The organism is Alkalicoccobacillus porphyridii (assembly GCF_007293315.1).
Taxonomy (GTDB): Bacteria; Bacillota; Bacilli; order Bacillales; family Bacillaceae_D; genus Alkalicoccobacillus; species Alkalicoccobacillus porphyridii.
Genome location: NZ_VLXZ01000004.1, coordinates 85,070 through 97,421, shown reverse-complemented (window position 1 = coordinate 97,421; position 12,352 = coordinate 85,070). Strand labels below are relative to the sequence as shown.

Annotated in this window: 15 protein-coding genes; 1 reads left to right on the top strand and 14 read right to left on the bottom strand. The window is 39.8% G+C overall.

The window, feature by feature from the left end; translation table 11 throughout:
- Nucleotides 1–283: 283 nt before the first annotated feature.
- Together sda and FN960_RS07905 are read right to left on the bottom strand one after the other, a co-directional pair.
- Nucleotides 284–457 carry a sporulation histidine kinase inhibitor Sda gene (sda, locus tag FN960_RS07910; RefSeq protein ID WP_143848164.1) on the bottom strand — a complete coding sequence of 58 codons (174 nt, stop codon included), beginning with the start codon at nucleotides 455–457 and terminating at the stop codon, nucleotides 284–286.
- A 77-nt stretch (nucleotides 458–534) separates the two neighbouring features.
- Nucleotides 535–735 carry a hypothetical protein gene (locus FN960_RS07905; protein WP_143848163.1) on the bottom strand — a complete coding sequence of 67 codons (201 nt, stop codon included), beginning with the start codon at nucleotides 733–735 and terminating at the stop codon, nucleotides 535–537.
- 139 nt (nucleotides 736–874) lie between these two features.
- On the opposite strand from FN960_RS07905, the gene FN960_RS07900 reads away from it, so the two are divergent.
- A complete protein-coding gene (locus FN960_RS07900) occupies nucleotides 875–1,741 on the top strand; it encodes a YitT family protein (RefSeq protein WP_143848162.1) in 867 nt (288 codons plus the stop codon).
- 123 nt (nucleotides 1,742–1,864) lie between these two features.
- Here the strand turns inward: FN960_RS07900 and FN960_RS07895 are convergent, their stop codons facing one another.
- The 12 genes from FN960_RS07895 to hisC all read right to left on the bottom strand — a co-directional run bounded on the left by FN960_RS07895 (nucleotide 1,865) and on the right by hisC (nucleotide 12,338).
- Nucleotides 1,865–2,539 (bottom strand): zinc metallopeptidase, encoded by a 675-nt coding sequence (locus FN960_RS07895; protein WP_143848403.1) that lies wholly within the window; start codon nucleotides 2,537–2,539, stop codon nucleotides 1,865–1,867.
- 116 nt (nucleotides 2,540–2,655) lie between these two features.
- Entirely contained in the window at nucleotides 2,656–3,447 is a 792-nt protein-coding gene (locus FN960_RS07890) for a sporulation protein YpjB (protein ID WP_143848161.1), read from the bottom strand.
- A 69-nt stretch (nucleotides 3,448–3,516) separates the two neighbouring features.
- Nucleotides 3,517–4,119 (bottom strand): DUF1405 domain-containing protein, encoded by a 603-nt coding sequence (locus FN960_RS07885; RefSeq protein WP_143848402.1) that lies wholly within the window; start codon nucleotides 4,117–4,119, stop codon nucleotides 3,517–3,519.
- An 89-nt stretch (nucleotides 4,120–4,208) separates the two neighbouring features.
- Nucleotides 4,209–4,994, bottom strand: a complete 786-nt coding sequence (locus FN960_RS07880) for a menaquinol-cytochrome c reductase cytochrome b/c subunit (RefSeq protein WP_143848160.1) — start codon at nucleotides 4,992–4,994, stop codon at nucleotides 4,209–4,211.
- A gap of 42 nt (nucleotides 4,995–5,036) precedes the next feature.
- Nucleotides 5,037–5,708, bottom strand: coding sequence for a menaquinol-cytochrome c reductase cytochrome b subunit (gene qcrB, locus FN960_RS07875; protein WP_143848159.1), 672 nt, complete (start codon nucleotides 5,706–5,708; stop codon nucleotides 5,037–5,039).
- A gap of 15 nt (nucleotides 5,709–5,723) precedes the next feature.
- The gene (locus FN960_RS07870; protein WP_143848158.1) at nucleotides 5,724–6,215 is read right to left on the bottom strand and encodes a Rieske (2Fe-2S) protein; all 492 of its coding nucleotides are present in this window, start codon (nucleotides 6,213–6,215) and stop codon (nucleotides 5,724–5,726) included.
- A 149-nt stretch (nucleotides 6,216–6,364) separates the two neighbouring features.
- A complete protein-coding gene (locus FN960_RS07865; RefSeq protein WP_143848157.1) occupies nucleotides 6,365–6,820 on the bottom strand; it encodes a DUF2487 family protein in 456 nt (151 codons plus the stop codon).
- Nucleotides 6,821–6,866: 46 nt separating this feature from the next.
- On the bottom strand, nucleotides 6,867–7,424 hold the full coding sequence (locus FN960_RS07860) for a ReoY family proteolytic degradation factor (protein ID WP_143848156.1): 558 nt from the start codon (nucleotides 7,422–7,424) through the stop codon (nucleotides 6,867–6,869).
- A gap of 108 nt (nucleotides 7,425–7,532) precedes the next feature.
- On the bottom strand, nucleotides 7,533–8,783 hold the full coding sequence (locus FN960_RS07855; RefSeq protein WP_143848155.1) for a tetratricopeptide repeat protein: 1,251 nt from the start codon (nucleotides 8,781–8,783) through the stop codon (nucleotides 7,533–7,535).
- A 52-nt stretch (nucleotides 8,784–8,835) separates the two neighbouring features.
- Nucleotides 8,836–9,756: a hypothetical protein gene (locus FN960_RS07850; RefSeq protein WP_143848154.1), complete on the bottom strand. Its 921-nt coding sequence runs from the start codon at nucleotides 9,754–9,756 to the stop codon at nucleotides 8,836–8,838.
- Nucleotides 9,757–10,107: 351 nt separating this feature from the next.
- Nucleotides 10,108–11,223 (bottom strand): prephenate dehydrogenase, encoded by a 1,116-nt coding sequence (locus FN960_RS07845; RefSeq protein ID WP_368854046.1) that lies wholly within the window; start codon nucleotides 11,221–11,223, stop codon nucleotides 10,108–10,110.
- A 5-nt stretch (nucleotides 11,224–11,228) separates the two neighbouring features.
- Nucleotides 11,229–12,338, bottom strand: coding sequence for a histidinol-phosphate transaminase (gene hisC, locus FN960_RS07840; RefSeq protein WP_143848152.1), 1,110 nt, complete (start codon nucleotides 12,336–12,338; stop codon nucleotides 11,229–11,231).
- Nucleotides 12,339–12,352 lie beyond the last annotated feature (14 nt).

The window sequence follows — 12,352 nt, the reverse complement described above, 5'->3', positions numbered from 1 at the left end:
GTCATTTCGTATTGTTTTTAACGAGCGTAAGGAGAACTCGAGACTCCTGTGGAATAGACCGTGGCAGACCGACATCGAAATGGTGGTTTTCCGCTTCGATGGCTGAGGTCGTTCCCACGGAAAGCGAGGGATTCTCTTGTAGCGGTGCACATGCGCTCTAAATGACTTTTTCAGCGGTACGAGTTAGGTCTTGGTGAAATACAGCTTGCGATACACAAAGGACTTAACAGCTAAGATTAAAACCCTAATGTCCCAAGCTAGCTATTCATATATATGTATGAGTTTACTCTTTTAATTGAATCGCTATTCCTTGATAATCATTTAGGTGATCATGTCGTTCCTCTTCTTTTTTTAACCATTCTTCTTTTAATAATTCAATAAAATCCTCATTATGGCTTTCTTCATGCGCTTTCTTATATGCTACTTTTAATATTTCAGCTGATAGATAATTAACCATTTTATTCCCCTCGTTTCCTTAAGCATTTAATATATAGGATGTTCCCAGCTTTAGAGGTTTTAAAACCACAAAATGTGTTATTTTTTTCTAGATTTTTGCCACATACTATCAATCAAAACCGTTGCGTTCCAAAGACCCATTATAAAACAACCAATAATAAAGAGGGTTAACGTTTGTGGATCAATCATTCCCCATTTTGCAATCGAGAGCATAATAAAAGCTGCAAAGAAGAGACAGTTTAAGCTTAATATTCCGAACAAGGAGATGGTTTTGGCCATTCTCTTCTCACCCATTTTCGCCTTTTGTTCATTTCTATGCTAAGAATGAGATGATCATGTATATGGAAGATTATAAAGAACTGCTAGCTTTTTTGCTGAGTCTCTTATAGAGTAATCAAGGTAGGGAGGGAGAAGGTTCATGTATCAACATATTCGAAATATATTTTTTGTTCTTGCGGGCTCGGCATTAATGTCCTTTGGTCTCGTATACTTTAATATGGAGAATTCTTTAGCAGATGGTGGTTTCACGGGTATCACGCTATTATTCTTTTATGCATTTGATTTTAATCCTGCTATTTCAAACTTATTATTAAATATTCCATTGTTTATTATAGGGTGGAAGCTATTAGGGCGCACAACGTTTGTCTATACACTAATTGGTACACTTTCTGTTTCAGTATTTTTAGACCTCTTTCAGCGCTATCCGCTGATCCATGTTCCTTTACATGATGATTTAACACTAGCAGCCCTGTTCGCTGGTGTGTTTATAGGTGTGGGACTCGGTTTAGTATTTCGTTATGGAGGAACAACGGGCGGTGTAGACATCATTGCGAAGCTTTGTTTACGTTATTTTGGCTGGAGTATCGGACGAACCATGTTTGTTTTTGATGCATGTGTTATTGCTACTTCCCTACTGTATATTAATTATCGGGAAGTAATGTACACACTGGTGCTTGTATTCATAGCGGCAAGAGTTATTGATTTCATCCAAGAGGGTGCTTATTCTGCCAAAGCTGCTTTTATTATATCTGAACACATTCCGGATATCTCAGAAGCCATATTAAGAGAGATGGGGCGTGGGGCTACCTCTTTAAAAGGTAAGGGGTCGTTTACAGGAACTGAGAAAGATGTGCTATATTGTGTGGTAGCACGAAACGAAATCCCTCGTTTTAAGGCATTAATTCATAGAATTGACCCCCATGCTTTTGTAACAATTAATAATGTAACGGATGTAAGCGGCGAAGGTTTTACCTTAGATGAAAACAAACGACCTCTTCATTTATAGGAAGCTTCATTTCCCGTTTTTACGCAGAAGGCCCAAACGATGATCAACATTATCGTTTGGGCCTTCATGTGATTAAAATGTCCCAGGTTACTTGTGATCTGGGAGTGGATTGTTTAATTATGATTAATCGTCATTCATTCCAATAAACATAAAGACAAAACGTGCAAGTTCAAGTAATGCTACTAACGCACCGGCAACGTAGGTCATTGCGGCTGCATTAAGTACCTTTTTTGACTCACGCTCTTCATTGTTGCGAATAATTCCTGAAGAGACCATTTGCCCCATCGCTCGGTTGCTTGCATTAAACTCCACAGGCAAAGTAACGAGCTGGAATAGGACCGCTGCGGCCATAAAAACAATACCAACCAATAATAAACCAGACGCTTGGAATAACAAACCAGCAATAATAAAGAAAAACGAAGCGTTTGAACCAAAGCTTGCTACCGGAACTAGTGCACTACGGAACGCGAGAAACGAATAACTTTCCGCATCTTGAATCGCATGTCCTACCTCGTGCGCCGCAATGGCTGCACCTGCAATAGACGGCTTATGGTAGTTATCAGTTGATAACCTAACTGTTTTAGAACGAGGATCATAATGATCAGATAATTGACCTTTTACCTCTTCAACACCTACATCATAAAGTCCGTTATCATCAAGAATTTTTCTTGCTACTTCTGCACCAGTCATATCAGACGAGTTACGGATTTTTGAATATTTGTTATAAGCTTTTTTCACTTGCCCACTAGCAATAATCGGAATGATTAGCAGCAAGGCAAAATACACAAGTATACTCATTGACATTGCATTCACCCCACCCTTTTTATATATTTAAAGTGTACGCAAAACGTCAAAGAAAGTCAAAGTATATGCATATACCTTTTTAACTTCAAATGATCCTCTTCACAGGATTGTCAAGATTTCTCTTTTTCTCTGACCTTTTGTTGTTCAGCTTGATACTTCCTCCATCCTACATAAGCGAGTGAGAATACAATGACACCGCCAATCGTGAACATAATCCATAAGAGGGAAGGATCTGCCTCTTCCTTATCGTAGTCCTCATACATCTCAATAATGTCCTGCTTTAACTTCTCAGCATACGCTGTACGAACCTCAACAGTTGGATGCTTTGTTGCAGACAAAATATCCTCTATTTGTTGATCGAGTAGAAGCGTATCATGAACCGATTGGATTGATAATGCCGGACGAATAACTTGATATTGTCTGTTTAATTCATTTAATTGATAATAGAAGTCTTCTGGTGTATCCATTCCTGCCGCCACGCCAACATTGTCGGCCGTCCGCAGAAGCGCTTCTTCACTATAAAGCCATAGCGGCTGTGATTCATTTGCCAAGGCATCAATTGCTAAGCGTAATGATGTTACTTTATCTATTTGATACGATTCATCCATATCGGCAGACTGTAAGGCCTGATTTGCTTGATGTAATGTAAGTGAAATGGCTTGCTCAGCGCCTGGTGAATAAAATACATGCTGCTCAGATTGATACTCCGTCCATGTATAAGAAAATGCTTCCAATAACTCTTTTGCTTTGTTTTGCTCCCCTTGCTTTGTAAGCTGTAAGACTAAATCAGCTGTCTTGTTTAAGTCTGCCCATTCGCTTTCCACAGCATTCATTTGCGCTGCCACTACCGTAGGCCAACTTAAACAAAATAGACTGAGTAAGAGCATGATTACATATCTCACTCTATCCCTCCTCCATTACTGCATCCTATGAAAAAATGGACAAGAGTAGACCTGGAGAAGAGATATTTACTATGAATGTACAGATAAAATAAGTCGATCCTTTCGTAAAGACAGTAGGTAGATCATTCCTACTGAGAACAAACCTAATAAAAACGTAAAATAACCAATCTGCGGTAAGTATGGCAGTAAACCTTGCGACAACCAGGGAAACATACCAAAAACATAATCAATGATATCGTTATGCACAGTCCAAACAGCAGCGGCCACTAAATGCCATGCTTTAAGACGGAAAAATGGAGCGTATATAATGGCTTGCAGTGCCATGCCTGCATGAGAGAGATTAAGCATAATAATATCCGAGCTTAACGGGGCACCCGCAAGCACAGCTGATGAATTCATAACTACCGCCCAAATTCCATACTTAATGAGTGTCACCCCAGCCAAAGCTTCCATTAACGGCCAGTTTGTCCTAAGTAAAAAAGCAATGAGAACAAACACAAAAAACAGGCTTGCAGTTGGACTATCAGGGACAAAAGGAACAAAATACCACGGAGTGGCTTTAAGCTGATTCCAATACCATATAAAACCATAAATTGTTCCAGGCACATTAATTAATAACAATAGCCATATGACTGTCCGTCTACTAAAAAAGTATAGCCAAGCTTGTAGCATCATTTAACCCTCTTTCTCCTTCAAAAAAAAATGCCTAACAAGGTCCTCTTCTTCACACGAGGACTTTGTAGACATCTTTCTTAAACATCTTATTCTTCAGGTTGACCATGGGCTTCAATATACTCCGCAAGGATTTGAAGCTCTTCCTCAGAGCCTTCAAACATATCTGCAGGCATAGAGCCTTGACCATTTTCAATAACATTAATAATTTCTTCAGCGGTTTTCTCTGTCTCTAACAGATTAACGCCCATCTCTGTACCACTAAGCGTATCTCCGTGGCATTGAATACAGCTTGACTGACCTGAATAAATCTCATAGCCCTGAGCCTCCATATCAATGTCCACGTCGCTATCTTCCACTAGTTGACCTTGCTGAGCAGCTGCTGCCCAGTCATGCTGGTCAACTGCTTCCCATGTAAGAAAGATGGTCGCAATGACCCCAAGCATCATCATTGATGAAGCAATTGGGCGTCTTGTTGGACGTCTTTCTTTCCCTGTATCGAGCCATGGCGCAAGCAATAAAGCACCAAACGCTACACCAGGAATAATGACTGTACCAAGTACGTTATAATCCCCAGATGCGTATGTATACTTTAGTAGCTGGTATAGAAAAAGGAAATACCAGTCCGGTAACGGAATGTAAGCGGAGTTAGTAGGATCAGCTAACCCTTCAAGTGGAGCAGGATGAGCAATTGTTAGACATAGATAACCCATTAAGAATACGGCTCCTACCATCCACTCACGTAATAAAAAGTTCGGCCAGAAAGCCTCTGTTTTACCAGGATATTCTGAATAATCCTTAGGAATATTGGGCTTTCTCCCGTTCTCTTTCACACGAGAGTCCCCCACAAATTTCATCCCTTTTCCTCGATGCATGTTGTCCCCTCCTTTTTTGCCTTACATCACATGAATTTTTTCTTATAGCGGTCCTGAGATCCCTTGTCTACGAATCATGATGAAGTGAGCTCCTAAAAGACCAAGTAATGCTGCTGGTAGAAAAAATACATGAATGGCAAAAAAACGAGTTAATGTTGCGGCGCCAATAATATTTCCACCTGCTAATAATGTCTTTGTGAAATCACCAATAATTGGTACACTGTCGGCAATTTCCAAGCCAACTACGGTTGCAAAGTATGCTTTATTATCCCAAGGAAGCAGGTACCCTGTAAATCCTAAGCCAAGCATAACAAAAAAGATTAATACACCTACAACCCAGTTCAATTCACGTGGCTTTTTATAGGAGCCAGTGAAAAAGACTCGAAGCGTATGTAAAAACATCATGACGATGACCAAACTGGCTCCCCAGTGGTGCATGCCCCGGACTATAACCCCAAACGCTACTTCATTTTGTAAGTAATACACAGAAGCGTGGGCATTAATAATATCTGGAACATAATACATCGTTAAAAACATACCGGATAAGATCTGAATAACAGTTACAAAAAACGTCAATCCACCAAAACAATAAACAAATGCTGAGAAATGATGAGCAGGATTGACATGCTCAGGCACTTCATGGTCAGCGATATCCCGCCACATTGGCGTAATATCAAGACGTTCATCGACATAATCATAAATTTTTTGAAGCATCTACTACGCCTCCCATTAAGTTTGCTGATTCACTTGTCCTAAAGATACTCGTCCATCCTCAACTAAAACCTCATACCGATCCAAAGGTCTTTGTGGCGGCAAGTTTGGTACATTATTACCGTCCATTTCAAAACGACCCCCATGACATGGGCATGCAAATTCGTTTTGGTCTTCTTGATATGCCACTGTACAGCCTAGATGAGTACAGGCAGAGGATAAGGCAATCACTTCATCACCCTGTCTAAATATGTACGCTTCATGTTGCACTTCTGACTCATACCAGGCATCTACTTGATCATATGAAAAAACAAAACGCTGAGGTTCATCAGTTAGTTCATCTAACTCACACACATAATGAAAATCAGATTCAGCGCCTGCTTTTAACGCAGGATCAAGAGCGAATCTGGCCATTGGCATTAGCATACCAGCTGCCATAAATCCGCCCACACCTGTAAGCGTATACGTCAAAAATTGCCGTCGTGACACTTTATGTTCTTTCTCGCTCACGGTTCTCCCCTCCTACCAACAGTTAATAAGCCCAATCGTTAGACAATAAAACTAATTCATACTAGGACAATGTAATGATACTACAACCGGTTTCATATCGCAATATCTCTTAAACAACGCGTTGATTTCGTTTTCATAATTTCGGGACTTTAGGACCACTCTTTTTTAAAAATAGGGGCAAGGTCCTGTGCAATTTGTGAACAAATATTCATACGTTCTTTCGGCTCCATCGTAGACAGGGAAACAGCCGCTAGCCATATAAGAGTGCCTGACAGTGCTGTTTCATAACTTCTCCACTCACTATCACTTGTCACAAGTACAACATGCTTTATTCCATCCTCTCGCCATGCATGTATCCATTGATTTAGCTGATCCAAAACAGATTCGTAAGAACCCACTGGTTGATAAGTAAATGGGAGACTGACAATTAAACGACCTTGATACATCCGTTCAAGCTCATCTGATATCGCCATTGAATATTCACTTTGAGTGACGGAACGAGCTAATTCTTTACCCGGAGACATTGGTAATAGCGGAATTAATACAGTGTCCACATATTGTTTCTGTTGCTGATACACCTTGATATCTTTAGTATTCCATTTCATCTTCTTCACTCCTCAAATAAAAAAGAGAAGGCTCAACATGAGCCCTCTACGTTGTTTGATACTGATCATCTAATAAACGCAGTTCTTCAGAGTACTGTTTAAACAACTCGTGGTCTCTAGCATCCAATGAGTCGTCAATCTTACCTAACAGCTGGTTACGCCTAAAAACATATAAGGAATGCGAGAGCAGACGATCTGCTTCATTTTCCATAATCTCAGCTCGTTTTTGATTTTCAGGGAGATATGGATTTTCTTCCAATACAGCTAAATAAAGCGAGTAAGATTTTGCACCTTTGAAATGAAGCTCTATATATATCTCTTCAGATTGATTTAAGCGAATATCATGAAATGCTTTTTCTGCGTCCGTTGTTACGTGCTGGTGCTTTCGAAAGGAAAAGGGCACCGTGCTCATCCCCTGCGCTGAAATAACAAGTGCCTTCGGGGTCTGTTCAGCCTGTTCAATAAAATGAACCTTTTCCATTAAATGGTCATCACTCATTAGGTAGTTAAGCAGCCATGCGCATTCACGCCGTTTGAGCTCATACTGTTTCAAGAAGCTTTTTAAAAAGTCCTTCTTATCAACAACTGGAACTGTATTACCCATTCCATACCCTCCTTTAATGATTGGTCTGGCTCTAAGCTTCACAAGACACTCTGTTCATAATCAGTTCTCTACAAAAGCCGTGATTTCCTTTTTTTTAATTTTGATTCTTTAGAATTCCTCAAGTAGCTCAATGATATCCAATCGATCAGGACGTTGTTTAAGCAGCTCTCGGAAATACTTTTCCGCTTCCGCGCGTAATCCAAACTCTAAAAGAAAGTGTGCATATTCTTCTAAAAAATCCACGTCCTCTTTAAAGGCAGCAAGGGCTTCCTGATAGAGAGGCAGTGCTTTTTCATATTGGTCTAATGAGCGAAGTGCAAATGCTTCATACCAATCCAGCATACTATCTTCTTCTCCATATGATCTTGCATGTTGACATAACTCAAGTAATTCTTCCATTTGTTCATCATGTCTAAGGAAAGCTGCCAGTGTTTGGAAAGCTTCCATATTAGAGGGGTTTAAAGCAAGAGCTTGCCGCAGATGATGTTCTCCCTCATCTAAATTCTGCTTTTTAAAATGTAGCTTTCCGGAGAGCAAATGAAGCTGGTCATTAAATTCATCAACTGACATACCACTTCTTAAAACCTCTAATGCTTCGTCTACTCTATTTTCTGCCTCATACGCTTTTGCTAAATATGGGAATAGGCTTGTATAATCCGAGTCGAGTGATTTAAGAGCTTCAAGCTGTTCAATAGCAAGAACCATGTCCCCAGCCTGATAGGCAGTGAATCCGAATCCAAATAAAGCATCAGCTGTCATTGAATCCTTAATACCTGCTTGATAATAGGTGAGTGCTTCTTCAAATTCACCACTTGCACTATATGCCTCCGCAAGCTTTAGCTCAATCGCAATTCCTGAAAGTTCATCTTTTTGGTGAAGGGCTTTTTTCAAGTGCGGAATACTTTTCATATAATCTCCACGATCAAGATAAAATTCACCAAGACCATAAGAAATAATTACTTCATCTGGTGCATGCTTTAATGCTGTAAGCAATCTTTGCTCTGCTACTTCATCTAACGCCTGCATTTGATACAGATCTGCTAAGAGAAGCTGAGCCTGTAAATAAGCTTCATCTGTTGACTTTATATCTAGCAGCAATTCTATTGCTTCGTCTTCATTATCAGCATCAATCATCATTTCAGCAGCGAACACGAATAGTCCGCCTTCATCTGGATACAGGACTAAGAGCTCGTCCAAAAGGGATTGCGCCTGCTTAAGATGACCGAGTTCATAATAAAGTTCAGCAACCGTAAGCATTTCCTCATGATCATTCGTCTGACTTGCTTGCTCTAATTTCTTTAAGCCATCTTCTGTTTTACCTGCTTCTATCGCTTGAATGGCTTCTTCAACTAATGTCATGTGTATTTAAAATCCTCCGTTCCAGCTACTTCTTAATTACTCTACATCCATGCTACATGTTTACATTGTGTTTAGTGGCATAGTTTAAAGAGAGCATTCGTTTTGGTTTGTTCACTTGAATTTGCTTACCATCACCATACAAAAAGTAAGATTGATTTGCCTTTAGAATCTGTCCCCTTCGAACAACAACTTCAGCTTCAACCCTATCATAATCAAGATTATGGCTCGCCGCAAGCTTTCGAGCTTTTCTACTTAACTGATGAGAACCAAGCTGCTTATAAAGCAGATAATCTGCATCACTTCCTACTAGTAATTCCCCTTTTTGCGGGTAGATACCGCTTTTCTGTAATAATTCTTTAGACCAAATCCGCTTTGAAGAGGCCGTTGTTAGTCCAAAATGTGCACTCTGCTGTTGCCATAAGCGAGTGGTTTCAGTCGAGTGAATATCTTGGGTTGAGGGTACTAACACACAAGGGTACGTAAGCGAAGCCTCCGCAAGTCTACTCCAGGCGACTCTTGAAAGAGATTCTCTGGAGTCAATTCGAACTTCAATCAAAGGAATTTTTAAACGACGGCATAACCTTAAAAGGGAGGGCTTTAATAGCTTTAAAGGAATTGTGATAGCTACAACATAATCAAGTGATACCTTCTTCATTTTATGATTTACTGCTTCAAGCTTCTCATGAAGATTTCGTTCCTTTTCAATTTCGGCTAACACAATAATCGTTGTTACACCCTCACTAAGCCATTGGCGTTCAATGTCTTCGCGTTCCTGTTCGCTACGACTGTTTAACATTCGTATACACATACCAACTTTTGCGGGTGCCAAAACAATACCTTCCATATTCACTTTTCTTTTTTTCCAATACGGTAGCCTTTCTCTTACATAGCTAATTTTCTCTTGATCAATGACTAAGGATTGCCGGAAAAGCTCATTATTTTTGAGACGTAACGCTTCATTAAGTAGATACATTAGCTAATCCCTCCAGTGGGATGGTTCTTATTAAGACAAGCTATGCATCATTTATTAACACCAGAACAAAAAAAAGATGAAAAAAATTTTTAAATCCATTGACAATGTAAGCGTTTTCTATATAATAAGGATTAAGCGTATGGTTTCTCTCCACTCCTATCCATACTATTTAATTCAGCGTGTTGCTGAGCCTGCATTTGTAAGCGTTTACGCTTTCGGATGCAGGTATTTTTTTTCTGATTAAAGTGAAGCTGAGACAGACGTTTATAGCTAAAGGAAAGGCCGCCCGATTGCGCAATGGGCGGCTCTTTGATGTTATTAATATGAGAGAGGTAGGCTACTTTCCAGCCTTTATAAAATATAACTCTCAAATGTATGAAGACCAAGCTGCTGTTTAGCTTGATCGCGATCCTCTTCGGAACGAAAGCTTAATCTAAGAACTCCCATGATGTCTTCACGTGTTTCCAGAATTCGAATATTTGTTAAGCTAATTTCAGCTTCTGCTAAGATACTGGTCACATCTGATATTGCACCTGGGTGATCGGGTACATCTACATATAAGTCGTAAAAGGCAGGAATGGCACCTTTTTTCCGTTGGGGTAATCCCTCACGAAAATCTTTTGCTCTTTGAAAATACTCAAGAATTCCACCATGATTTTTCTCCTCAAGCAATACTCTTACACGCTGCATTTCTCTATCCCAGCTATTTAAAAGTCTAAGTAGACTTTGCTGATTATGCAGTAAAATATCACGCCACATTTCTGGGCTTGAAGAAGCAATGCGAGTAATATCTCGGAATCCTCCTGCTGCTAAGCGTGTCACATTAGCATCTCTATGTTCTTCCGCTTCCACATGGTGAACTAGGCTTGCAGCAATGATATGAGGGAAGTGACTAATAGCCCCTGTCACTTCATCATGCTCTTTTGGACTCATCTCTAAAAACGTTGCGCTTGTACCTTTTAGCCATTGCTTTAATGTATCGATCTGCTGTGACTGAATCTCCGCATCTGGCGTCAGGACGTAAAAGGCATTTTCAAACAAATGCACCTTTGCTGCTGTTATTCCACTTTTATGCGAGCCTGCCATTGGATGGCCACCTATAAAAGTAACTTTATGACTAAGTTCTTTAGCCCGCTTACAGATCTCATTTTTTGTACTGCCCACATCTGTCATGAGCGCTCCTGGTTTAAAAGAATAATTCTTCATACTCTCTAAAAGGGATTCAGCTGCAGCAACAGGTACTGCCAAAATAATAAGATCTGAGTTCTTAACAGCATCTTCAAGAGAACCGGCTTTTTCATCAATCACACCTAGAGATATCGCCATTCGAAGCTGTTCTTCATTTATGTCGAATCCTGTAATACGAACATCATGTTCTTTGCGGATTCCTAGTGCAATCGAGCCACCAATCAATCCAAGCCCTACAATCAGCACTTCTTTTTTCATTTCATTCACTCCAACCAACATAGATCCTATGATTTCGATATTGTCGTGCGCTCTTCTAATAGTTGACTCAGCGCTTGAAGAACTCCTTGGTTTTCCTTTTCTGTACCAATAGAAATTCGAATACACGTAGGGAAACCAAGTGCTTCTCCGGACCGCGTAATGTACCCCTTCGATAATAAATATGAAAAGATTTCATCACCCGGAATACCTACATCAATTAAGATAAAGTTAGTTTGTGAAGGATAATAAAAGAGGCTATGCTCTTGGCAAAAAGACTCAAACTTCTCTAGCTCAACACGATTTTTTTTGGCTGAATGAAGAACAAATTCTTGATCCTCTATTGCAGCAGCTGCAGCAGCGTGTGCGTAGGTGGTTGTATTAAAAGCCGGACGAAGCGGCTCCATTACTTGAATTAATTCTTTAGAAGCAACACCATATCCAATTCTTAATGAAGCAAGTCCATAGGCTTTAGAAAATGTACGTAGAATAACTAGATTTGGAAATTGCTCTAATAAAGGAATATTATCAGGATAATCCTCTGCTATAGTATATTCAATATACGCTTCATCACTAGCTACGATCACATGCTCTGGAACCTTTTTAAGAAAGGATTCAAACGCTTCTTTTGTGATGTAATTTCCTGATGGGTTATTGGGGTTGCAAATCCATACAATTTTTGTATGCTCATCAATTTGATTAAGCATCTCTTCTAGGTCATGTTCCCCTACCTCTGTCAAAGGTACTTCACGTACCTCAGCTCCCTCAATCACTGCGTTTAATTTATACTGTGAGAACGTTGGATTGGCCATCACTGTATTATCTTTAGGAGTTAGAAAGGCTCTACATAAAAATTGAATAACCTCGTCTGTCCCATTTCCAAAAATAAGTTGCTCCCCATCTACCCCTAAATACTCCGACACCTTAGTACGCAGAAGGGTAGAATACCCATCAGGATAAATAGCTGAGTTTAATACAGCATCAATAATTGCTTGTTTAGCTTTTTCAGAAGAACCATACGGGTTCTCATTTGAGGCTAGCTTAATGACTTGATCTAATCCTAATTCTTGTTTAACTTCACTAATCGGTTTACCTGGCTTATAAGCAGGTAATCCATAAAGCTGTGGCTTCGCTTGCATACTCGCACCTCGTT